This window comes from Microbacterium sp. CGR1, assembly GCF_001266755.1.
Classification (GTDB): domain Bacteria; phylum Actinomycetota; class Actinomycetes; order Actinomycetales; family Microbacteriaceae; genus Microbacterium.
The window spans coordinates 2,445,679-2,468,321 of sequence record NZ_CP012299.1 but is presented as its reverse complement, the minus strand read 5'-3'; the positions used below and the strand labels follow the sequence as shown (position 1 = coordinate 2,468,321).

23 protein-coding genes are annotated in these 22,643 nt (G+C 67.9%); 19 read left to right on the top strand and 4 right to left on the bottom strand.

The window, feature by feature from the left end:
* Positions 1-2 precede the first annotated feature (2 nt).
* The 4 genes from rpmB (at position 3) to AKG07_RS17490 (ending at position 1,789) form a co-directional block, all read left to right on the top strand.
* On the top strand, positions 3-239 hold the full coding sequence (gene rpmB, locus AKG07_RS11910) for a 50S ribosomal protein L28 (protein WP_042540533.1): 237 nt from the start codon (positions 3-5) through the stop codon (positions 237-239).
* Complete coding sequence (gene rpmG / locus AKG07_RS11905) at positions 239-409, top strand: 50S ribosomal protein L33 (RefSeq protein WP_017203558.1); 171 nt, start codon at positions 239-241, stop codon at positions 407-409. The genes rpmB and rpmG overlap by 1 nt, the downstream gene beginning before the upstream one ends.
* 3 nt (positions 410-412) lie before the next feature.
* Entirely contained in the window at positions 413-718 is a 306-nt protein-coding gene (rpsN, locus tag AKG07_RS11900; protein ID WP_042540535.1) for a 30S ribosomal protein S14, read from the top strand.
* Between the two features lie 315 nt (positions 719-1,033).
* Positions 1,034-1,789 (top strand): endonuclease domain-containing protein, encoded by a 756-nt coding sequence (locus AKG07_RS17490; protein ID WP_233277260.1) that lies wholly within the window; start codon positions 1,034-1,036, stop codon positions 1,787-1,789.
* A gap of 141 nt (positions 1,790-1,930) precedes the next feature.
* Here the strand turns inward: AKG07_RS17490 and AKG07_RS11890 are convergent, their stop codons facing one another.
* Positions 1,931-2,758, bottom strand: a complete 828-nt coding sequence (locus AKG07_RS11890; protein WP_053098123.1) for an alpha/beta hydrolase — start codon at positions 2,756-2,758, stop codon at positions 1,931-1,933.
* A gap of 125 nt (positions 2,759-2,883) precedes the next feature.
* On the opposite strand from AKG07_RS11890, the gene AKG07_RS11885 reads away from it, so the two are divergent.
* The 4 genes from AKG07_RS11885 (at position 2,884) to AKG07_RS11870 (ending at position 6,851) form a co-directional block, all read left to right on the top strand.
* Complete coding sequence (locus tag AKG07_RS11885; protein ID WP_053099295.1) at positions 2,884-3,492, top strand: TetR/AcrR family transcriptional regulator; 609 nt, start codon at positions 2,884-2,886, stop codon at positions 3,490-3,492.
* A 109-nt stretch (positions 3,493-3,601) separates the two neighbouring features.
* The gene (locus tag AKG07_RS11880; RefSeq protein WP_082298054.1) at positions 3,602-4,147 is read left to right on the top strand and encodes a helix-turn-helix domain-containing protein; all 546 of its coding nucleotides are present in this window, start codon (positions 3,602-3,604) and stop codon (positions 4,145-4,147) included.
* A 321-nt stretch (positions 4,148-4,468) separates the two neighbouring features.
* Positions 4,469-4,756 carry an HU family DNA-binding protein gene (locus tag AKG07_RS11875; protein ID WP_042541574.1) on the top strand — a complete coding sequence of 96 codons (288 nt, stop codon included), beginning with the start codon at positions 4,469-4,471 and terminating at the stop codon, positions 4,754-4,756.
* A gap of 85 nt (positions 4,757-4,841) precedes the next feature.
* Positions 4,842-6,851 carry a cytochrome c oxidase assembly protein gene (locus tag AKG07_RS11870; protein ID WP_082297919.1) on the top strand — a complete coding sequence of 670 codons (2,010 nt, stop codon included), beginning with the start codon at positions 4,842-4,844 and terminating at the stop codon, positions 6,849-6,851.
* Positions 6,852-6,869: 18 nt separating this feature from the next.
* Here the strand turns inward: AKG07_RS11870 and AKG07_RS11865 are convergent, their stop codons facing one another.
* Positions 6,870-7,943: a hypothetical protein gene (locus AKG07_RS11865; protein ID WP_053098121.1), complete on the bottom strand. Its 1,074-nt coding sequence runs from the start codon at positions 7,941-7,943 to the stop codon at positions 6,870-6,872.
* A gap of 159 nt (positions 7,944-8,102) precedes the next feature.
* On the opposite strand from AKG07_RS11865, the gene AKG07_RS11860 reads away from it, so the two are divergent.
* Positions 8,103-9,497 (top strand): ATP-dependent DNA helicase, encoded by a 1,395-nt coding sequence (locus AKG07_RS11860; protein WP_053098120.1) that lies wholly within the window; start codon positions 8,103-8,105, stop codon positions 9,495-9,497.
* A 12-nt stretch (positions 9,498-9,509) separates the two neighbouring features.
* Here the strand turns inward: AKG07_RS11860 and AKG07_RS11855 are convergent, their stop codons facing one another.
* Both AKG07_RS11855 and AKG07_RS11850 read right to left on the bottom strand, forming a co-directional pair.
* Positions 9,510-10,157: a biliverdin-producing heme oxygenase gene (locus AKG07_RS11855; RefSeq protein WP_053098119.1), complete on the bottom strand. Its 648-nt coding sequence runs from the start codon at positions 10,155-10,157 to the stop codon at positions 9,510-9,512.
* Between the two features lie 55 nt (positions 10,158-10,212).
* Complete coding sequence (locus AKG07_RS11850; RefSeq protein WP_053099293.1) at positions 10,213-10,536, bottom strand: DUF2470 domain-containing protein; 324 nt, start codon at positions 10,534-10,536, stop codon at positions 10,213-10,215.
* Positions 10,537-10,626: 90 nt separating this feature from the next.
* On the opposite strand from AKG07_RS11850, the gene AKG07_RS11845 reads away from it, so the two are divergent.
* The 10 genes from AKG07_RS11845 to AKG07_RS11800 all read left to right on the top strand — a co-directional run bounded on the left by AKG07_RS11845 (position 10,627) and on the right by AKG07_RS11800 (position 22,587).
* Positions 10,627-11,910: a serine hydrolase domain-containing protein gene (locus tag AKG07_RS11845; protein ID WP_053098118.1), complete on the top strand. Its 1,284-nt coding sequence runs from the start codon at positions 10,627-10,629 to the stop codon at positions 11,908-11,910.
* Between the two features lie 45 nt (positions 11,911-11,955).
* On the top strand, positions 11,956-12,972 hold the full coding sequence (locus tag AKG07_RS11840) for a magnesium and cobalt transport protein CorA (RefSeq protein ID WP_053098117.1): 1,017 nt from the start codon (positions 11,956-11,958) through the stop codon (positions 12,970-12,972).
* Positions 12,973-13,129: 157 nt separating this feature from the next.
* Positions 13,130-14,476 carry an ABC transporter substrate-binding protein gene (locus tag AKG07_RS11835; RefSeq protein ID WP_053098116.1) on the top strand — a complete coding sequence of 449 codons (1,347 nt, stop codon included), beginning with the start codon at positions 13,130-13,132 and terminating at the stop codon, positions 14,474-14,476.
* 71 nt (positions 14,477-14,547) lie between these two features.
* Positions 14,548-15,459: a carbohydrate ABC transporter permease gene (locus AKG07_RS11830; RefSeq protein ID WP_053098115.1), complete on the top strand. Its 912-nt coding sequence runs from the start codon at positions 14,548-14,550 to the stop codon at positions 15,457-15,459.
* A complete protein-coding gene (locus AKG07_RS11825) occupies positions 15,456-16,382 on the top strand; it encodes a carbohydrate ABC transporter permease (RefSeq protein ID WP_233277259.1) in 927 nt (308 codons plus the stop codon). The genes AKG07_RS11830 and AKG07_RS11825 overlap by 4 nt, the downstream gene beginning before the upstream one ends.
* Positions 16,379-17,074, top strand: a complete 696-nt coding sequence (locus AKG07_RS11820; protein WP_053098114.1) for a hypothetical protein — start codon at positions 16,379-16,381, stop codon at positions 17,072-17,074. Before AKG07_RS11825 ends, AKG07_RS11820 begins: the two co-directional genes overlap by 4 nt.
* Positions 17,071-19,101 (top strand): glycoside hydrolase family 36 protein, encoded by a 2,031-nt coding sequence (locus AKG07_RS11815; protein WP_053098113.1) that lies wholly within the window; start codon positions 17,071-17,073, stop codon positions 19,099-19,101. The genes AKG07_RS11820 and AKG07_RS11815 overlap by 4 nt, the downstream gene beginning before the upstream one ends.
* The gene (locus AKG07_RS11810; RefSeq protein ID WP_053098112.1) at positions 19,098-19,991 is read left to right on the top strand and encodes a family 43 glycosylhydrolase; all 894 of its coding nucleotides are present in this window, start codon (positions 19,098-19,100) and stop codon (positions 19,989-19,991) included. The genes AKG07_RS11815 and AKG07_RS11810 overlap by 4 nt, the downstream gene beginning before the upstream one ends.
* The gene (locus tag AKG07_RS11805; RefSeq protein WP_201778460.1) at positions 19,988-20,989 is read left to right on the top strand and encodes a hydroxyacid dehydrogenase; all 1,002 of its coding nucleotides are present in this window, start codon (positions 19,988-19,990) and stop codon (positions 20,987-20,989) included. Before AKG07_RS11810 ends, AKG07_RS11805 begins: the two co-directional genes overlap by 4 nt.
* The gene (locus AKG07_RS11800; RefSeq protein ID WP_053098111.1) at positions 20,989-22,587 is read left to right on the top strand and encodes a glycoside hydrolase family 43 protein; all 1,599 of its coding nucleotides are present in this window, start codon (positions 20,989-20,991) and stop codon (positions 22,585-22,587) included. The genes AKG07_RS11805 and AKG07_RS11800 overlap by 1 nt, the downstream gene beginning before the upstream one ends.
* Positions 22,588-22,643: the final 56 nt, after the last annotated feature.

Below are 22,643 nucleotides of genomic sequence, written 5' to 3'. Positions count from 1 at the left end.
TCATGGCAGCAGTGTGCCAGGTGACAGGAGCTGTTCCCGGCTTCGGTCACAACGTCTCGCACTCGCACCGCCGGACGAAGCGTCGCTTCGACCCGAACGTGCAGAAGAAGACCTATTTCGTCGCTTCGCTCGGTCGTAAGATCACGCTCAACGTGTCCGCCAAGGGCATCAAGGTGATCGACGTCCGCGGCATCGAGAACGTGGTCAAGGACCTCCAGGCGAAGGGTGTGAAGCTCTAATGGCCAAGAAGGCTCAGGACGTACGTCCGATCATCAAGCTGCGCTCCACGGCAGGTACGGGCTACACGTACGTGACCAAGAAGAACCGCCGCAACACCCCCGACCGCCTCGTGCTCAAGAAGTACGACCCGGTCATCCGTCAGCACGTCGAATTCCGAGAGGAGCGTTGATCAATGGCTAAGAAGAGCAAGATCGCTCGCAACGAGCAGCGCAAGGTCATCGTCGAGCGTTACGCAGAGCGTCGCGCCGAGCTGAAGAAGACCCTGGTCGACCCGAACGCCACCGACGAGGCCCGCGAGGCCGCACGCGTCGGCCTGCAGAAGCTGCCGCGCAACGCGTCGCCGGCTCGCGTGCGTTCGCGCGACGTCATCGACGGCCGCCCCCGCGGTGTCCTCACGAAGTTCGGCGTCTCGCGCGTCCGCTTCCGTGACATGGCACACCGTGGCGAGCTGCCCGGTGTCACCAAGTCCAGCTGGTAAGTCTCAGCAGACAAGCCGAAAGGGGCGAGGATCTTCGGATCCTCGCCCCTTTCGCTGTCCCCGAGCCTGTGGCGCTCGCTGCGAAGGGGATCTCTCGCTGAAAAGGGGATGCTGCGCCATTCGCTCCTTCGTTGCATGAGATCTCCTTCGCAGCAGTCGCTCTGCACCGAGGGGCCGAGTTCACGGTTCTCTACAGGGGCCGGGTGCGCGGCCTCCTCGGAAGCCGACCACGGGGGAGTATCGCCTGATGGATGCGGTCACCGAGCTCGAACGTCAGGGTGGGTCGCGCGCGTCGAGCGACTTCGGTCACTCGGGGTGAGCGCTCACACACTGCGCCGTGCGAAGGAGCTCGGTGCGGTGAGATCGATCCGTCGAGGATGGATTGCGCTGCCCGACGCCGACCCGATCGTCGTGGGCGCCGCGACTCGCGGGGTCGTCATCACCTGCGTCACCGCAGCCGAGCGCATGGGGTTGTGGGTGCCGAACGCATCGTCTGTCCACGTGGCTGCCCGCCCGAATGCCGCCCGCGTGCGGGTGCCGTCGCAGGTCGTCGTCCACTGGTCGCGCCCGGTGGTTCAGCGCGACCCCGACTCCACCGTCGACGGGCTCGTCAACACCCTCGCCGTGGTGGCGCGCTGCCAGCCGAGAGAGACCGCCCTGGTGATCTGGGAGTCGGCTCTGAACAAGGGGCTCGTCGACGAGCGTGTGCTGTCGCGATTCGAGCTGCCGCCCGCCGCCCGGGAGCTGCTCGAATCCGCCAGGCCGTTCTCGGACTCGGGTCTCGAGACGATCTTCGTGTCGAGGCTGCGGTGGTTGGGTCTTGCGATGGTGCAGCAGGCGTGGCTGCACGGACACCGTGTCGACCTCCTGATCGGCGAGCGCCTGGTGATTCAGATCGACGGAGCGACACACGTCGGAGCACGGCGGATGACGGACATCGAGCATGACGCACAGCTCATGCTCCGTGGCTATCACGTGCTGCGGTTCGGGTACGGGCAGATCATGGCTCGCTGGCCAGAAGTGCAGGCGATCATCATGGATGCGGTCGCTCAGGGCAGGCATCTCGGCTGATGTCCTCGCTTGCAGAGAAGGAGATCTCACCCAGCGAAGGACCGAATGCCTCATCCAGTCCTTCGCTGCGCGAGATCTCCTTCGCACACCGAGGCGCTCTCCGTATCGCAGATGCCCTCCGAGGCGGCGCAGCGCCCCGCATCAGGCGACGGATGCTGTCGCGTGCTCCACCGCCCAGGTGAGCGCGTAGTCGGCGATCTCCTCCCAGCCGTTCTGGCTGACGAGACGGTGGGTGCGGCCCGCATACTCCTTGTACTCGACGATGGCGGTGCTGCCGGACGAGTGGTACTTCTTCACGATCGCGCGTCCGATGGCCGGGGGCACGACGTGGTCGATCTCGCCGGTGATGACGAGCAGCGGGGCGCGGTCGGCGCGTGCGTAGTCGACGTGGGTGACTCCGCCCTTCTCGTTGAGCACCGAGGTCACGCCCTCGAAGAAGACCTTGTTGTAGGAGTTCACGGCGTACTCCTCCCAGAGGGCGTCGGATGCTGCGCGGGGGAGGTCGTTGCCGAACGTGAAGTGGAAGTGGCGCTTCGACAGCGGCTTGGCTCCGTTGATGCCGAAGGGGTTGGAGAGGATCGGCGTTCCGGTCCACAGGGTCGAGAGGGGCAGTGCGGTGACGCCGGCGGTCTGTCCCGGGGCCACGCCCACGTAGACGGCGCCGAGGCCGCGGTCGGCGAGCATCTGGGTGAGCACGCCGCCGAACGAGTGGCCCATGATGATCGGCTTGACCGGAAGCGCACGGATGATGCGCTCGTAGTTGTCGGCGATCTGCTTCAGACCGATCCCCTTGAGGGCCGACGGGTCGCGGCGGATGTCCTCGACGGAGCGGTCGTCGATCCCGGGCCATCCCGGGATGATCACCTCGTGGCCCTGCGCGCGGAACCGCTCGGCCCACGTGTCCCAGCTCTTCGGCGTCATCCAGAGTCCGTGGATCAGGACGATCGGGGTCTTGTCGGTGCTGTTCATCGTTTCTTCTCCTATGTCTGCCCCGCCCGGTGCGAGTGCGTTACGCTGGTAGTAGACCGAACGTTCTATCTAGCACAACCTATTCCCGAAAACCCGAATCGGATGACACGATGAGAGGGATCATCATGAAGACCACGACTTCCAGCTCCGCTCCGACGACGGCTCCTAAGCGGCCCAGCGCAGCCCGCGCCCGGCTGATCGACACGGCCACCAGGCTCTTCTACGAAGAGGGGATCCATGCGGTCGGCGTCGACCGCATCACCGATGAGGCCGCGGTCACCAGGGCGACGCTCTACAACCAGTTCGGCGGCAAGGAGAACCTCGTCCTCGCGTACCTGCGCAACGAAGACGAGATGCTCCGCGCGATGTTCGCCGACGCGGGCGAGGCGGTGACGGATCCTGCGCAGCTGGTCGACGCCGTGATCGACGGCATCGCCGCCGACATCCGCCTCCGGCACACGCGTGGCTGCCCGTTCATCAACGCGGCAGCGGAGTATCCGGATGCCGACGGTGCCGTCCGTCTGCTGATCGACGAGCACCGGGAGTGGTTCCGCTCGACGCTCCAGGCCGTCGCCGAGCAGGCCGGCCTCGAGAGCCCCGTCGATGTCGCGGCGTCCCTCGTGCTGCTGCGCGACGCCGCGCTCGTCGGCGGGTACATCGACGGAGACGAGCGGGTCACGCCGGCGTTCGAGCGCACCGCGCGCTCGGTGGTCGCCGCCCACCGCCCGCTCTGAGGCGGCGACGGGGCGGCGGATGGCGGCGGGTCGATGGCGGCCAGCTGGCGGCTGACTGGCGGCTCGGTGGCGTGGCGGCGGATCGGGGCCGCTGGAGAGCATGGAGAACATGAACACGACACGAATCACAGAACTGCGCCAGGCGCAGGGGTGGACTCAGGAACGACTGGCGACCGAGAGCGGCGTGGGACTCAGAACCGTGCAGCGCCTGGAAGCCGGACAGGATGCGAGCCTGGAGACGCTGTGTCTGGTCGCGGATGCGCTGCAGGTGCCGGTGCGGGACCTCTTCGCCACGATCGACGATGAGGCACTCAGCAGCCGGGTCGATTCGCTGCAGCAGCGCACGGATGACCAGCAGGCCGCGCGTGATCGCATCGCCCACGCCTGGACCTGGCTCTATGTCGGCATCGGCATCGTGTGCACGCTGCTGAGCTTCACGTTCTCGTATGGACTCGTGCTGTTCCTGTCCTACTGGGTGGGCGGGTATGTGATCCTCACTGCGCTGCGTCGGATCGTCCTCGAGCCCCGGCTGGACGCCCGGTATCCGTTGTCGAAGGAGACACGCACCCGTCGTGCGAAGCGCCGCGCCGCGATGGCCTCCGCCGCGGCCGACGACGCATCCCCGACCGCCACGACGACGGCCGAACCGACCTGAGACGCGTCGTCGCCCGGGCTGATCTGCGCGCGCCGAGCGAAGGAGATCTCTCTCACGCAAGGGTCCGAACGGTGATTCCGCCCCTTCGTGGCAAGAGATCGCCTTCCCACGATGAGGCCGACAGGCGCGCTGAAATCGATGCCCACGAGTCACATTCGTCACTTCTGCCCCACGACACGCCGCCGAAAAGCCCAAAACCCGCGAAATGACGCGGAAATGTGGGTGGTGGTTGGTACATTCAAGGCGGTCACTCGACCAACGGAGGGCAGCAGCCCTCTGAACCACAACGATGCGACGGGAACCTCGTCGCTGGAGGATGACATGGCTGACAAGTCCATCACCAAGACCGAGCTCGTCGCGAGCATCGCTTCTGCCACCGGCCAGAGCCAGGCCACCGTCTCGGGTGTCCTCGACGCGCTGTTCTCCTCGGTCTCCGACGCTGTTGCCAAGGGCAGCAAGGTCTCGATCCCGGGCTGGATCTCGTTCGAGCAGGTCGCGACCGCAGCTCGCACGGGCCGCAACCCGCAGACCGGCGCCGAGATCAAGATCCCGGCCGGCCACCGCGTCAAGGTGACCGCTGGTTCCAAGCTCAAGGCTGCCGTCAAGTAAGACCGCACCTCTTCGAAGGCCGCTCCCGATCCATCGGGGGCGGCCTTCGTGCGTCCTCCCCGGATCCGCGGCTTAGGCTGGAGGGGTGAGTGCCCGCGCCGTGCAGACCCCGACCCGCTCCGCGTATCGCGCGGCCGGAATCGGCATCCTGCTCGCGACCGGACTGATCGGCGTGATCTTCGCCCTCGTGATCGGCGGAGGCGCGGCTCCGCTGCTGCTGCAGGATCCGGGTCCCTTCGTGCGCTGGGCCACCCCCATCGTCAAGCTCGTGATGAACATCGCGGCCGCGGCGATGCTGGGTTCGCTCGTGCTGGCGCTGTTCGCCCTGCGCAGCGAGGAGAAGTCGTTCGACACGGCGCTCAACACGGCCTCGGCCGGCGCTGCCGTCTTCACGGTCACCGCCGGCATCAGCGGATTCTTCACCTTCATGGCGGCCTTCAACCCGCAGCTGAGCGCCGAGCGCGAGTTCGGTGAGCAGCTCGGACGATTCCTGCTGCAGCTGCCGCTCGGTCAGTCCTGGCTGATCACCACGATCATGGGCTCGGTGATCACCGTGCTCGCGTTCGCGTGGCGCACGTGGACGCCGACGCTCATCACGGCGATCCTCGCCGCGGCATCCTTCCTTCCGCTGGCGACGCAGGGTCACTCCGGGGAGCTCGCCGGTCACAACATCGCGGTGAACTCGATCCTGCTGCACACGATCGGCGCGGCCGTGTGGCTCGGCGGCCTGCTGCTCGTCGTGATCCTGCGCGACCGCTCGGGCGTGGGCACGGCGCAGCTGGTGAGCCGCTATTCGAGTCTCGCGATCGCCGCGTTCGCCGTCGTCGCGATCTCGGGTCTCGCCCGCTCCGTCGTCTCGTTCGGCGACATCTCGCAGCTCTGGACGCCGTACGGCACCATCCTGCTCGCGAAGGTCGTGCTCCTCGTCGGTATGGGAATGCTGGGCGCCTGGTATCGCACCCGCCTGATCCCTCGGCTCGAGGACGACGGAGCCGCGCGCTGGTTCTGGATGCTGGTGCTGTGCGAGGTCGCTCTGATGGGTCTGGCCTCGGGAGCTGCCGCCGCGCTCGCGCGCACGCCCCCGCCCACCGGCGAGGAGGCGGCGTTCGTGCAGACCCCCGCCGAGAACCTCACCCGCTCCCCGCTGCCGCCGGAGTTCACGATCGACCGCTGGTTCACGGCGTGGGACATCGACGTGCTCTGGCTGGTGGCCGCCGGGTTCGGCCTCTTCCTCTACCTCGCCGGCGTGCGCCGACTGCGGCTCCGTGGCGACCGCTGGCCGATCCACCGCACCGTGTTCTGGGTGCTGGGAATGCTGATGCTGCTCTGGGTCACGGGCGGCCCGATCAACGCGTATCAGGAGTATCTCTTCAGCGTGCACATGCTGGGACACATGATGCTGTCGATGGCGATCCCGCTGCTGCTGGTCTCGGGGGCGCCGGTCACGCTGGCCCTTCGAGCGATCCACAAGCGCGACGACGGCACCCGCGGTGGTCGCGAATGGATCATGTGGGCCGTGCACTCGCCGTTCTCGAAGGTCGTCACCCACCCGTTCGTGGCGGCGGGCATCTTCATCCTGTCGCTGTGGGCGTTCTACTTCACCGACCTGGTGCGCTGGTCGATGTTCGAGCACCTCGGCCACGAGTGGATGGTCGCGCACTTCCTCATCTCCGGCTACCTGTTCGTGCTGAGCCTGGTCGGCGCCGACCCGGTGCCCTACCGTCTGCCCTACCCGGGGCGCCTCATCACCCTGATCGCCATCATGGCCATGCACGCCTTCTTCGGCGTCGCGATCATGATGCAGGAGGGGTTGATGGTCGCCGACTGGTTCGGGTCGATGGGGCGCACCTGGGGCCCGACGCCCATCGAGGATCAGTACATCGGCGGCGGCATAGCGTGGTCGATCGGAGAGATCCCGACTCTGATCCTCGCGATCACCGTCGCGATCCAGTGGAGCCGCAGTGACACCAAGCTGCAGAAGCGCCGTGACCGTCATGCAGACCGCACGGGCGAGGCCGAGCTCGAGGAGTACAACCAGAAGCTCGCGGCGCTCGCCGAGCGCGACCTGCGTCAGGCGGAGCGCGACGCACGGTGACCGTGCTCCCGGCGGGCGTCAGCCCGTGGACTCCTCGTCGGGGGATCCGACCCGGATCGACACCTTGCCGTCGGGGAGGATCGTGATCGATCCGTTCACCTGGAACGGGACGTCTTCCGACCGCTCCTGAACCGAGCCGTCGAAAAGCGAGCGGATCTCGACGTCGACGTGCGCGACGGCATCCGTCGGGGGGATCTTCCAGTGTCCGCCGTCGGGCACGACGCTCACCTGCGGTTGTGCGGCGATCGACCACTTCGGCAGCGAGGCGAGGCGGTTGGAGACCTCGAGGCCGAATGGGCAGGCGGTCGGCTGCAGCACCTCCTGCGTCGTGCAGGTGGTGAGGAACTCCTCGACCCGCTGCTGCACCACCGCGACGAAGTCCGAGGTGGGCTCGGTCTGCACGTCGACGGGCGTGGTGGCGAGCGGGGTGTCGGCGAGGACGCCGATGCCCTCGGACTCCGCGATCGCAGTGTCGACGGTGACCGAGTACAGCCCCGGCGTGAAGACCAGCAGGGGAAGGGGATCGAGGGGTGCGGCCTCCGCCCCGGCGGGTGAGACCTGGCGGCGATCCATCTCGAAGCCGTTGACGGCGAACTGATCGGCACCGCGCACCGTGAGCTCGACCACGGCCAGCGGGCTCGTCGTGAAGCGCCAGTTGGGGGTGACCCCCGCCCAGCCGTCCTGCTCGACGGTGAAGGTGGTGGTGCCGGCGTGCCCGCTCGCCTCGTACGACACGGTCACCTCGGTCTTGCCGGACTCGTCGGCCTGTTCCGACTGCACCTCGACGTCGGTGAGCGGCGCGAGTGCCGAGTGACGCAGCAGCGCCTCCGACGCCGTGGCTCCGATGCCGGCGATCTCGAGGGTCTCCCGATCGATCGCGACGCCGGGCACGCGCAGAGCGTCAGCCGCTCGTCCTTCCGAGAGCAGGTCGAGGTAGCGCACCACGAACGCCGATGGCCCGTAGAACTGCTGGTACAGGGTGGCTCCACCTGCACCGAGAGCGGCGACGAGCACGAGGCCGATGACCGCGAGGAGCGCGAGATCGGCAGCGAGGCGCGAGCGCCGGGGCGCCTTCGTCTCGACCTGCTGCATGGCGTCAGTCTAGAAGCGTGGCCTGGGACGACGCCGTGCGTGAGTCGGTGTGCGTCGGCCGCGATCGCTGTGTTCCTCGGATGCCGGGCGGCGCCGCCACGTAGCATGGGGAGGCACGGTCTCGCCGTGCATTCCCGCCTCCGTCCGTGTGAGAGAACCGTGTCGCTTCCCGCCCTGTCCGAAGAGCAGCAAGAGCTGTTCCGGTTGATCGAGGACACCAGCGAGCACGTCTTCATCACCGGTCGAGCGGGCACCGGCAAGTCGACGCTGCTGCAGTACTTCTCGTGGAACACGAAGAAGCAGATCGCCATCTGCGCGCCGACCGGCGTCGCCGCGCTCAACGTCGAGGGTCAGACGATCCACTCCCTGTTCCGGCTGCCGATCGGACTGATCGGCGACTCGGACATCGATCAGAACGACAACACGCGACGGATCCTCAATGCGATCGAGACGCTCGTGATCGACGAGATCTCGATGGTCAACGCCGACCTGATGGATGCGATCGACCGTTCGCTCCGTCAGGCGCGGGGCAAGCGGGGCATCCCGTTCGGCGGAGTGCAGATCGTGATGTTCGGCGATCCGTATCAGCTGGCTCCCGTGCCGCCGCGCGGCGACGAGCTGCGCTACGTCAAGGACCACTACCGCTCGTTCTGGTTCTTCGATGCCAAGGTCTGGGCGGGTCCGGCCGGCGGTGAGGGTGACGATGACGACGGGGGACTGTTCGCCGTCGACACCCGGGCCGAGCTGCACGTGCGCGAGCTCGTGCAGATCCACCGGCAGTCGGATGACGGTTTCAAGGCGATGCTGAACGCGGTGCGGTACGGGCGGGTCACCGCGGAGATCGCGGGAGTGCTGAACACGCAGGGCGCGCGCACACCACCGGACCCGGAGCCGGGAGAGGTGCCGATGATCACCCTCGCCACCCGCAACGACATCGTGAACACCATCAACAGCCGCCACCTCGCAGCGCTGCCCGGCAAGGAGCAGACGGCGCGTGCCGAGGTCAGCGGCGAGTTCGGGAAGGGCGAGGCGTCGCTGCCGGCCGAGTCGGAGCTCAAGCTCAAGATCGGCGCGCAGGTGATGTTCCTCCGCAACGACACCTCGATGTCGGGCGAGCCGCCGCGGTGGGTGAACGGCACGATCGGCACGGTCGTGCGGATCCTCGGAGAGACCGTGCGCGTCGAGATCGACGGCGAAGAGGTCGACGTCGAGCCCGCGGTCTGGGAGCGGTTCCGATACTCCTACGAGCCGAGCACCAAGAAGCTGAGCCGTGACGTCGTGGCGGAGTTCACCCAGTTCCCGCTGCGCCTCGCGTGGGCCGTCACGATCCACAAGTCGCAGGGCAAGACCTACGACCGCGCGATCATCGACCTCGGCTCAGGCGCCTTCGCTCCAGGGCAGACCTATGTGGCGCTGTCTCGGCTCACGTCGCTCGACGGGCTCTACCTGTCGAGGGCGCTGCGCCCGAGCGACATCCGCGTCGACGAGGATGTGCGCCGCTTCATGCGCGACGCGTGGCTCGCGGCATCCACTCCCGAGGTCGGGAAGGGCTGAGCCCGTTCGTGGTCAGGCGGCGACGCGTGCGCGGTCGAGGTCTTCGAAGAGCTCGGTGTTGAACCGGTAGGCGAGCAGGACCTCGTCGATCACACGCTCGCGCTCGGCGTCGTCCCAGGGGGCCGAGTCGAGCTGCTCGCGGTAGACGTCCTTGAACGCCGACGGGTCGGCGATGTCGTCGAACAGATAGAAGCCGATGCCGTTGGTCTCGAAGCCGAAGCGGCGTGCCATGACGCGTCCGATGAAGATGCCGCCCGACAGATCGCCGAGGTAGCGCGTGTAGTGATGCGCGACGAAGCCACCGGCCCAGGTCGCCCCGACCTGGCGGATGCGCTCGACGTAGCGCTGCGTGGTCGGCAGCGCGACGATCACATCGCGCCAGTGCGCCCCGAGGAGGAACTCGAGGTCGGCCTCGAGCGCGGGCAGGCGGGTCAGCTTGTCGCTGAGGAAGACGGATGCCACGGGGTCCTGGCGCATGCGCTCGCCCGCGCCCTCGAGGGCTTCGTAGATGAAGTAGTGCTGCGCGACGAGCGCGATGTAGTCCTCGCGCGATCCTTCGCCCTTGAGCAGGTCGGACATGAAGCCTGCACCCTCGCTGCGCGAGTGCGAACCGGAGGAGCGCTCACGGAGGGCTGCGGAGAAGGAGAGGATCTCGGACATGTGCCCAGTGTAAGGGTCGCCTAACCTGAAAGGAAACCCCTCGGTGAGCCGAGCGTCATGCGTGCGGACGCGGCTCGACCCCGAGCTTCTCGCAGGCGAGATCGTAGAGCGCGACGACCTCGCGGCGCACGGCGGGGCGCTCCGTGATCGGACCGGAGGGCCAGGGGATGTGAAGCTCGGAGGCCTCGCCGGAGCGGGTGACCTTCCAGACTCCGCCGTCGCCGTCGAGGTCCGTCATCACGGCGTCGGTGATCTCGTCCGACTGAGACCCTTCGGCCGGCGCGAAGGCGCGCGTGATGAGCAGATTGTCATCGGTGTGGTCGCCGTTCATGTGGCGGAGGATCGCGGAGACGACGTCGGCATCGAACGTGTGGGGCATGGTGATCACCCTAAACGGCGTTCGGTGATGCCTTTCTTTCAGGATGGGCGTTCTAGACTCGGGAGACACGTCTTCCGGGGGTCCCCTTTCATGCAGCTTCTCTCGTCGCGCACGTTCCGCGCAGCAGTGGCCGGCGCAGCCGCGCTCGGGCTCTTCCTCACCGGCTGCACGGCCGAACCGGAGTTCAGCTACCAGCCTCCGTCCCAGGTCGACGGCCCTCTGCCCGACGACACGGTCGCCGCCATGGAGGCGGCCATCACCAACGCGCTCGCCGCATCGGGTGCCTCGGGCGCCGTCGTGGGCGTGTGGGCTCCGTGGAGCGGCAGCTGGGTCGCCGGCCTCGGCACCCAGACCCCCGGCGGTGACGAAGAGATCAGCACCGACATGTCCTTCCGGATCGCGGACATGACCCGTCTCATGACGTGCGACGTGCTCTACGGTCTGGCCGATGACGGCGTGGTCGATCTCGACGACCCCGTGCCCGACCACGTCTCGGGCGTCGCTGACATGAAGGACATCACGCTGCTCGACCTGTGCAACAGCACGAGCGGCGTCGGCTCGTCCGAGGCGACCGCGCAGGCCGCATGGTTCACCACCCCCGAGCGCGTGTGGGCACCCCTCGAGCTCGCGGCGTACGGCCTCGGCGCCCCGCGCACCACTCCGAAGACGACCTACACGAACTCGGATGCCGGCTACCTGCTGCTCGGACTCGCACTCGAGCGGGCGTCCGGCCGCACGGCGTCCGAGCTGATCGCCGAGTACGTGACCCAGCCGCTCGGTCTCTCGGCGACGTCGCTGCCTTCGCCGGCCCCGGCGCCGCCCTCTGACGGACCGGTCATGAACGGGCACTACCTGACACCCGTCGAAGGCGGGTACGACTGTGCGGCCCCGGTCGACATCACCACGCTCTCGTCGAGCACCGGCTACACCGACTCCGGCGTCGTGTCGACGATCGAGGATCTCGGTCGGTACGCCCAGGCCGAAGCCGCGCAGAAGCTGCGCACGAAGGACGAGCCGAACCGCTTCGGAGCTCCCCTGCCGCAGGGCCCCCAGGCTCCCTCCTGGCTCCAGGCCACGGGCGGGGCTCTGCTCGTCGGCTCGATGGTCGGACAGGCGGGCTGGACTCCCGGGTATCAGACGTCGGCGTTCTCCGACCCCGAGACGGGCTTCACGGTCGCAGTGTCGCTCAACAACTCGACGACCGGCGCGACGACCGCGATGTACCTGGCCTGGGAGCTCGCGGCGATCGCCTCCAAGGTGCCTGCGGCCGCGGGTGAGACCGCTCCCGAGTTCGGGCTTCCGTTCACGGCCGAGCAGTATCACCAGGCCATCACGGACTCGGCGGTCGCCTGCGTCGCACCGCCGGCCGCCTAGGGCCCGGCGCACGACCGCCGCGGCATACCGACGAAGGGAACGCCGATGGCGATCATCGACAACGCGATCTACGTCGACGGTGTCCGCACCGAGAATCCGCGGAGCCTCAGTGAGACGTTCGAGGTGCTGCGCGAACGCGGCGGCATGAGCTGGATAGGTCTGTACCGGCCGAGCGAAGCCGAGATCCGCGAGGTCGCCGACGAGTTCGGCATCCACGCTCTCGTCGTCGAGGATGCGCTCTCGGGTCACCAGCGGTCGAAGCTCGAGCGGTACGGAGACGTGCTGTTCATGGTGCTGCGATCCGCCCGGTATCTGGATGCCGCGGAGGAGGTCGAGTTCGGCGAGATCCATGTGCTCGTGGGGCCCGACTTCGTGGTGACGATCCGCCACGCGGAGTCTCCCGACCTGGGGCGGGTGCGACGCCGACTCGAAGACGACCCCGGTCTGCTGAAGCTCGGTCCGGAGGCGGTGCTCTATGCGATCCTCGACGAGGTCGTCGACGAGTACGCACCCGTGCTGTCGGGACTCGAGAACGACATCGACGAGATCGAGAGCCAGCTCTTCGAGGACGAGGTCGACGCGACGCAGCGCATCTACGAACTCGGTCGTGAGGTGATCGACTTCCAGCGCGCGGTGCAGCCTCTCGCGGGCATGCTGGACTCGCTGCTGCGAGGTTCGACGAAGTACGAGGTCGACGAGGAGCTGCAGCGGTACCTGCGCGACGTGCTCGACCACACCCTGCGCGTGTCGGAGCGCGCGAACACCTTCCGCACGGTGCTCGACAACGCGCTGACCGTCGAGTCCACGATCGTGGCGCGGCGGCAGAACGAGGAGATGCGGCGGATGACCGAGTTGAGCATCCGCCAGAACGACGAGGTCAAGAAGATCTCGGGCTGGGCGGCGATCCTGTTCGCCCCGACGCTCGTCGGCACGGTGTACGGCATGAACTTCGACCACATGCCCGAGCTGCATTGGACGCTCGGATACCCCATGGCGGTCGCTCTGATGCTGGCGATGGGCGTCGGGCTCTACTGGGCGTTCAAGCGCAAGGGCTGGCTGTAGGCCCCTGACCGCGGGCGCGCCGAACGTCGACGTGGTCGATTGTTCCGCATTCGCCACCGAAGTGCAACTAGTTACAAAAAGTGCTTGGAAACCGCTATCCGGTCGGCTAGCGTCGAGATGGCCGACGAGAGTCCGGCACAGAATCAAGGGAGATCACATGCACAACGCAACGACGCGCGCCGCACGCAGCCGCCTCCTGCTGGTGACCGCCGGTGTCGCGGCCTCCGCTCTCGCGCTCACCGGGTGCGGCGGGGGCTCAGGCGACTCGACGGCATCTGCAGACAAGACCACGATCCGATTCCTCTACGCCACGGGAGACGAGACCTGGAACGCGGTCGTCGACCAGGTCGTCACGGCCTTCAACGAGCAGAGCGACACGACGGAGGTCAAGCTCGACCCGCTCCCCGCCGGCTCGGACTACGCCACGGCGCTCAAGACCGTCGATGCGACAGGCAACTGGCCGGCCGTAGTCGACATGCGCGACACGCTCACCTATGTCAATGCGGGCAAGCTCGCGGGCATCCCCGATGAGGTCACGGCCTTGCTCGAGCCCGATGCATACGCTCCCGCAGCGGACGGCGAGGTCTACACCGTGCCGTACAGCGCGCTCAACGGCGAACTCGGCATGAACATCGTCTACAACAAGGCCTACTTCGAAGAGCACGACCTCGAGGTCCCCGAGACCTATGACGACTTCATCGACCTGCTCGATGAGATCAAGTCGAACGGCGACGTCCCGCTGGCGACGGCCGCCGCTGAGGTGTGGCCGTCGGATCAGCTCTGGAAGCCCCTCGCCGCGCCGACGTTCGCAGAGTTCAGCGACGACGGCGGCTTCTGGAACGTGGCCGCCGAGGGCGGCGCCTCGGTGGCCGACCTGAAGGCTCCGCTCGAGGAGCTGAAGATGATCATGGACAACTACGTGCTCGAGGGATGGCAGTCCACCGCCGACGCCCAGACCACGACCCTCCTTGTCAACGAGCAGGCCGTCATGGCCACGTCCTCGGCCGGCCTCGGACGTCTCATGGACATCAACAAGGTCGACCCGGAGTTCGATGCGGGGCTGTTCATCATCCCCGACGAGGACGGCAAGATCAACGTGCTCAAGAACAGCGTCGTCGGCGACACCGCCGGCGGACTGGCGATCTCGTCGCAGGCGGCGGAGAACGAGGACGAGTACGCCTCGGCGGTCGAGTTCCTCACCTACTTCTACTCGGTGGATGCGGCGAACCTGATGGAGGCGAGCGGCTGGATCTCGCCGAACATCCTGAAGTCCGACGAGGTCGAGCGCAACGACACGATCCCCGGTGCGGAGGACTTCTTCGCACTCCTCGAGAACCCGGACCTCGTCTGGTACGAGAACGCGCCGACGCTGAGCACCTTCAGCTCGGTCAACACGTTCTTCCGGCAGTCGCGCATCGAGATGCAGGACGGCCAGACCACGATCGACGAGACGATCGCGAAGGTCCAGGCCGAACTCGAGGCGCAGGTCGCCGCAGCCGGTTGATCCGGCCCCGAGGGCGCGGGCCCGACCGCGCCCTCGGCACCCGGCAGACGGCGATCGATCAAGGAGAGAACATGAGTGCACACACCGCGGTCCGCGTGCGGCCCCGATTCGGACGAGGGCGTCTGGCCATGCTGGGCTTCGTCGTCCCGGCCCTGGTGATCTACCTCCTGATGGTGATAGTCCCGTCACTGCAGACCCTGCAGCTGAGCCTGACCGACTGGGACGGCATCAGCGACGGCTACGACTACGTCGGCATCAAGAACTACGAGGACATCGTCGCGAGCACTCGCTTCTGGAACGCGGTGCGCAACACCCTGATCCTGGGACTCGGCTCGGCGCTGATCATCAACGTGATCTCGCTCGCCGTCGCACTGATGCTCGACAAGCTCGACCATGCACAGGGCTTCTTCCGCACGGCCGTGTACCTGCCGGCCCTGGTCAGCGCCTTCATCATGGCGACGATCTGGAAGTACCTGCTCAACTACAACTTCGGCTCCGTCAACACGGTGCTGCGTGACATGGGGCTTCCCGAGTGGGCCCGCGACTGGCTGGGTGACAGCAGCATCGTGATCTGGGTGATCCTCTTCATCACCTGCTTCACCCTGGGCGGCAACACCACCCTCATCTATCTCGCCAACCTGCAGTCCGTTCCGCAGGAGCTCATCGAGGCGGCCCGCATCGACGGGGCCAGCGGAGCGAAGGTCTTCTGGAACGTGACCTGGCCGATGATCGCGGGTGCGGTGACCGTCAACATGACGCTCGCGATGATCGCCGGTTGGGTGATCTTCGACCAGGTGCTCGTGCTCACGTCCGGTGGGCCCGGGTTCGTGAGCGAGACCATGGCGTTCTTCATCTACAAGGTCGGCTTCGGCGAATACCGTGCCGGCTTCGGGTCGGCGGCCGCCGTCGTGCTCTTCATCGTGGTGATCGTGAGCACCGTCGCCGCGAACGCCTACATGCGCAAGAGGGAGATCCAGGCATGACCGAGACGATGACCCAGGTCACCATGAAGATCGAGCCCGAGCAGCGTCCGTCGGGCCTGGCCCGCATCCCCCGTCCACCGCGTCAGCGGCGGGAGAGGAAGAAGTGGTCGCTCGGGGAGATCATCGTGATGGTCGTGCTCAGCGTCCTGGTGCTGATCGTCGCCTCGCCGGTGATCTACGCCCTGCTGAACTCGTTCCGCTCATACGCCGAGATCACGAAGGATCCGATGGGGCTCCCGACCTCGTTCGCCTTCGACAACTACGTCGCCCTGTTCCAGCAGACCGACTTCCTCGAGGCGGTGCTGAACACACTCATCATCACGGTGGGCACCGTCGTGATGCTGATCATCATCGTGCCGATGGCCGCCTACGGCATCGAGCGGATCGGCGGACGCACCTCGCGCTTCCTCTACGTGCTGTTCATCGCCGGGCTCATGATCCCGTTCCAGGTGCGCATGATCCCGCTGGTGAAGGGCTTCGACGACGTCGGTCTCTACAGCACGCTGCTCTCGGTGATCCTCGTGCATCTGGGAGGAGCCGCGAGCTTCGGCATCCTGCTCTACTGCAGCTTCATCAAGGGCATCCCGATCGAGGTCGAGGAGGCGGCGCACGTCGACGGCGCGGGCCGCCTGCGCACCTTCTGGCTCATCGTCTTCCCGATGCTCCTTCCGGTGACATCCGCCTTCGTGATCATCCAGGCGCTCGGTCTCTGGAACGACTTCTTCATCCCGCTGGTCTTCCTCGACTCCTCGTCGGCGGGCACCATCAACGTGGCGATCAACCGCATGGTGGGGCTCCTCACCTCGCAGTGGCAGCTGATCTACACCGGAGCGATCCTCGCGATCGTCCCGTCGGTGGCGATCTTCGCGGCCTTCCAGCGGTACTTCATCAAGGGCATGTCGGTCGGGGCGGTCAAGGGATGAGCGCCGTCGCCACCACCCGACTCGGACGCCTGCTCGGCTACGACGGCATCATCGCGACGCTGCTGCTGGGCGCCTTCCGATACTTCCTCGTGTCGCTCTCCTTCGTGTGCTGCCTCGTGCCGATGCTCGCGTTCCAGGCGCTGGTCGGCTGGCAGGCGACCCATACCGCGCTCTGGCTCGGCGCCGCGGCCGTGCTGACGGTCGCACCCGCTCTGCACGGTCTGACGCAGGCTGCTGCCGGCCTGGTCGACGGCGAGCCGCACGTCGCCCGGATCTTCTGGGCCGCCTTCGCCGGTGCCGTGCGCCACCGCTGGGGTTCCGCGCTCGTGCTGAGCGGCGCAGTGCTGGTGCTCGGATACGACGTGGCGCTTCTCGGAGCGGATGCGAACGTGCTGCTCGGTGCCGTCGCCGTCGCGGCCGTCATCGCCATGGTCGTTGTCGCGGCCGCGTTCCTCACGGACTCGCCGCTGCGCGGTGCCGGCTTCGCGATCGCCGCCGCGCGGATCGTCCTGCAGCGCCCGCACCTCGCCCTCGTGTGGCTGCTGGTGGGCGCCTTGGCTGCGCTCGCGACCACTCTGCCCGTGGTCGGCGCGGTCGGCTGGCTCTCCGCCCCGGCCCTCGCCGCCGTCGCGGCGACGATCTGCAATCGCGCACTCGGCTTCGACCGCTCGCGTCAGCGGGTGGGAGCATGATCGCCCGGATCGCCGGCTTCACGATCGCGTGGAGTGCGGATGCGCCCGCGACCCTGGCCGTGGACGACGGGCATCCGGCGCCTCTCGTCGAGATCTTCACCGCGGCCGAACAGCGTGCGCGCACCAGTCAGGCGTACGTGCGCTCGGCGCTGGGCGCCCGCCTGAGTTCGACGCGAACGGAGACGGCGAGCGACGCCGTCACGCTCGTGCAGCGGGATCCGCGCACCGGGCTCGAGGTCACGAGCGTGCTGTCGCTGTCGGGTTCCGCTCTGCGTGTGCAGCACACTCTTCGCGCCACGGCGCCGGGCCAGGTCACGGTCACGGCCGTCAGCTCGGCGAGCGTCGGGCTCGGCGCCGGGCCGAACGCGGGCGAGGACTACGACATCCTCACCGCGCGCAGCGAGTGGCTGGCGGAGAACCGCTGGTACCGTCGTGCTCTTTCGGACGAGCTGCCCCCGCTCTCCCTCCCGATCCACGCGCAGGACGGCCGCGGTCACGCCACACTGACCAGCCATGGGGCATGGTCGACCGGTGAGCATCTTCCTGTCGGCGCGCTGCTGCGCCGCGACGGCGCCGCCGTCGTCTGGCAGATCGAGAGCGGAGCCGGATGGCATGTCGACCTCAGCCAGGGCCTCGACGGTCTGACGCTGTCTCTGCTCGGCCCCACGGATCTCGAGCATCAGTTCGCCCACACGCTCGGTGAGGGCGACGAGTTCACCAGTGTCCCGGTCGTGCTCGCGGCCTCCCCACGAGGTCTCGACGCGGCGATCGCCGGCCTCACCTCTCACCGCCGTGCGATCAGACGCGTCGACGGACCCGATCTCCCGATCGTCTACAACGACTTCATGAACACACTCATGGGCCAGCCGTCGTCCGAGGCGCTGCGCCCGCTGATCCGGGGTGCCGCAGACGCGGGCGTCGAGGTGTTCTGCATCGATGCCGGCTGGTTCGCCGACCCCGCCATCGGCGACTGGTGGGACACGGTGGGCGAATGGCAGGAGGCCGCCGACCGGTTCGACGAGTCGGGCCTGCGAGGCATCATCGGCGAGATCCACGCCGCAGGGATGCGCTCGGGGCTGTGGCTCGAACCCGAGGTCGTGGGTGTCAACAGCCCCGTCGCCGAGGCGCTGCCGGACGACGCCTTCTTCCGACGCTTCGGCGTGCGGGTCACCGAACACGATCGCCATCACCTCGACTTCCGGCACCCCACGGCCCGCGCCCATCTCGACGAGACCGTCGACCGGATCGTGCGCGACTACGGCGTCAGCTTTCTGAAGCTCGACTACAACATCAACCCCGGTGCCGGCACCGACTGGCAGGCGGCGGCCGCCGGCGACGGTCTGCTCGGGCACATCCGCGCGTTCGGGGACTGGCTCGACGACGTGCAGCGCCGGCATCCCGCACTGCTGATCGAGAACTGCTCGTCCGGTGCGATGAGGGCGGACTATGCGCTGCTGGCGCGAACGCACATGCAGTCCACGAGCGACCAGCAGGACTTCCGGATGTATCCGCCGATCGCCGCATCCGCCCCCGCGTCGATCCTTCCCGAGCAGGCGGGCAACTGGGCCTATCCCGCGGTCGGGATGTCGGATGCCGAGACGGCGTTCACGCTCGTCACCGGGCTCAGCGGACGGCTGTACCTGTCGGGCTTCCTGGCCGAGCTGCGCGAATCGCAGCGCGCGCTCGTGGCCGAGGCCGTCGCGGTGCACAAGACCCTCCGCACGCAGCTTGCGATGAGCGACCCGTTCTGGCCGCTCGGTCTGCCGGGGTGGGAGGACGACCTCATCTGCCTGGGTCTTCGCGCCGAGGGGCGCACCCTGCTCTTCGTCTGGGACCGCTCCGACGAACCGCGAGCGGTGACCATCCCCGGTGTCCATACGGCCGAGACGATCTTTCCGGCGGGTCTGCCGGCGGTCGGCATGGCAGATGACTCGTGGCGCCTCGAGGATGTCGACGGCGGCATCCGGATCGAGACGGGCGACGGCATCGGCGCTCGCGTTCTCCGCGTCGGCGAGGGCCACGCATGACCGGCCGGATCCGGCCCGGCGAGGTGCTCGTCGATGATCGCGGGAGCATCGCGCAGCTGCACGGCATCGGCGTTCAGCGGGTGGGCGGTCACTGGTACGCCTGGGGCGAGGACAAGACCGCGGGAGACCGCTTCACGGCCGTGGCCTGCTACCGCTCCACCGACCTCGCGAGTTGGGAGTACGTCGGCGATGCGCTCGCCGCGGGCGGGGGAGATCTCGCCCCCGATCGGATCGTCGAGAGGCCGAAGGCGCTGCAGCGCCCCGACGGACGCTGGGTGCTGATCATGCACATCGACAGCGCCGACTACTCCGATGCGAAGGTCGGCTATGCCGTCGGCGACGCCCCTGAAGGTCCGTTCGACTACCGAGGGAGCGAGCGCCCTCTGGGCAACCTCAGCCGGGACATCGGGGTGTATCAGGAGGACGGCATCGGCTACCTCCTGTCCGAGGACCGCGACCACGGACTGCGCATCTATCGCCTGCGGCCGGACCACTGCGGCGTCGAGTCCGTCGTCGCGACGCTGCGCCAGCAGGATCGCCCGGAGATCGGCTACGAGTCGCCGACGCTCATCCGCCATGAGGGCACCTACTACCTCTTCGGCTCCGACCTCACCGGGTGGGACCTCAACGACAATAAGTACTCGACCGCTCGGTCGCTCGAGGGTCCGTGGTCGCCGTGGCAGGATTTCGCTCCGGCGGGGACTCGCACCTTCGATTCTCAGGTGAGCGTCGTGCTGCCCGTCGAGGGAGCGCATGTGTACATCGGCGACCGCTGGAATCGAGACGACCTCGCATCCTCTGAGCCCGTCTGGCTGCCCCTGCACGTCGAGGAGGGTCGCGCCGAACTGATCTGGCGCGACGACTGGAGCATCGAGGAGCTGAAGAAGTGAACGCCCGACCCCGCGCGATCGTCGCGATGAATCCACCGGCGCTGGCCGAGAACCTGTTCGGCCCGCACCGGGCACGGCTGAACGATCTGGTCGACGTCAGCGCCGAGGTGATCACCGAATTCGACGGCGACCTCGCGTCGCACCTGATGGCCGACGTCGAGATCCTGCTGGCCGGGTGGGGATGCCCGCACATCGACCACGATCTGCTCGATCGGATGCCGGGCCTGCGCGCCGTCGTGTTCGCAGGCGGCACCGCGAGCTCGATCCTCGACACGGTGGAGGCGACCCGCCGCGGCATCGTCTTCACGAACGCCGGTGAGGGCAACGCCCAGGCGGTCGCGGAGTACACCGCGGCCACGATCCTGCTCGCCGGTAAGCGGGCGAAGTACGCCGAGCAGATCTATCGGGAGGGGCGCGCCTTCGTCGACCGCGAGGCCGACCTGATCGACAGCGGCAATTTCGGGCGAACCGTCGGACTCGTCGGGGCGTCGCGGATCGGGCGCCGGGTCGCACAGCTGCTGCAGCCGACCGACCTGCGGGTGCTGATCTACGACCCCTACGCGTCCGAGGAGGAGATCGTCTCGCTGGGCGGACTCAAGGTCGAGCTCGACGACCTGCTCGCGACCTCCGACATCGTCTCGCTGCACGCCCCGGCGACTCCCGAGACCGAGCACATGCTGGCGGCGCGCGAGTTGGCGATGATGCGCGACGGCGCTGTGCTGATCAACACGGCGCGTGGCTCGCTCATCGACCACGACGCTCTGCGTCGGCATCTCCGGACGGGGAGGCTGGACGCGATCCTCGATGTCACCGAACCCGAGCCGCTCGCTGCGGACGACGAGCTGTGGACGCTGCCCAACGTGACGCTCACGCCGCACATCGCCGGTGCCACCGGCAATGAGCTGCACCGTCTGGGGCGTGACGTCGTCGACGAGGTCGCGCGGTACATCGCGGGTGACGCCTTCGTCGGCTTCGAGCGCGTGCCGGGGGTCGTGTGATGGGCGTGGTGCGCAATCCGATCCTGCGCGGATTCAACCCCGACCCGTCGATCCTCAGAGTCGGCGACGAGTACTTCATCGCCACGAGCACGTTCGAGTTCCACCCGGCGGTGCGCATCCACCATTCCACGGATCTCGTCGACTGGACGGTCCGAGGCCATGCGCTCGACGAGGGGTTCGACCTCCGTGGCATCCCGGACTCCGGCGGGGTGTGGGCGCCGAGCCTGTCCTACGCCGACGGCCGGTTCTGGCTCGCGTACTCGGTCGTGCGATCGATGGACGGCGACGACAAGGACATCGACAACTACCTCGTCACTGCCGAGAGCATCGACGGCCCGTGGAGCGAGCCGGTGCATCTGGGCTCACGCGGCTTCGACTTCTCGTTCTTCCACGACAGCGACGGAACACATTGGATCGTGGGCGTGCAGTGGGATCAGCGGCCCGAGCATCCGTCGTTCGGGGGACTCGTTCTCGAGCAGTATCTGCCCCACGAGCAGCGCACCTCCGGCGAGGCGCGCGTGATCCATCAGGAGCCCACGCTCGTCGAGGGTCCCAACCTCTATCGGATCGGCGACTGGTACCACCTCCTGATCGCCGCCGGCGGCACGGGCTGGAACCATGCCATCACGGTCGCGCGGTCCCGCGACCGCTTCGGACCCTACGAGCGCGACCGGCAGCCGTTCGTGCTGACGAGCCGCGACGCACCCGGTGTCCCCCTGCAGAAGGCGGGGCACGGTGAGCTCGTGCAGACGCCGGACGGCGAGTGGATGCTGGTGCACCTGGCCAGTCGGCCCACGCTGCATCTCGGTGAGCGGTTCAGCACTCTCGGGCGCGAGACGTGCCTGCAGCGCGTGGTCGTCGACGGCGACGGCTGGCTGCGACTCGCCCAGGGCGGCCATCACGCCGCTCTCGAGGTCGAGGTCGCCGGTGCGCAGGTCGGTCGCGCTGTCGCGAGCGGCTTCACCGACCGCTTCGATGCGGCGCACCTCGACAGCCGCCGCTGGTCGACTCTCCGTGCCGCACTCGACCGCGACACCGCCGACCTGACCGCCCGACCGGGGTGGCTGCGTCTGCGCGGTGGTCACTCGGCGGCATCCGTCTTCGATCAGGCGATGATCCTCACGCGGGTCGAAGAGCATCACGCGATCCTCGAGGCCACCGTCGATGCGGAGCCGACGAGCACGCGTGAGCTCGCGGGCCTGATCGCCTGGTACGACCGCAACGGCTGGATCGGGCTGCAGCTCACCTGGGATGCCGAGAACGGGCGGCATCTGCGCGTCGTGAGTCGCGACGGGTCGCGCACCACACGCTCTGCGCCGATCGCCGTGCCGCCCGGGCCGGTGCGGATGCGGATGGCCCTCGACGGCCCCGGCCTCCGCTTCGCGGTCGCCTCGGTCGACGACGCTCGCTGGAGAGATGTGCCCGGCGTGCACCCCGCATGGACGCTGTCCGACGATCACGGTGATCGCCTGCGGTTCACCGGGATGTTCTTCGGCATCCGTGCCGACGATCTCGACGGGCGCGGCTGGTCGGCCGACGTCTCCGATGCCTCGCTGCGGTATGCGGCTCGCGGTGCCGACCTGGCGGGGGAGGGCTGACCCTCACCCGAGCCTGCAGATCACCGCGACGTTCCCCTCCTGCATGCCCTCCCGCC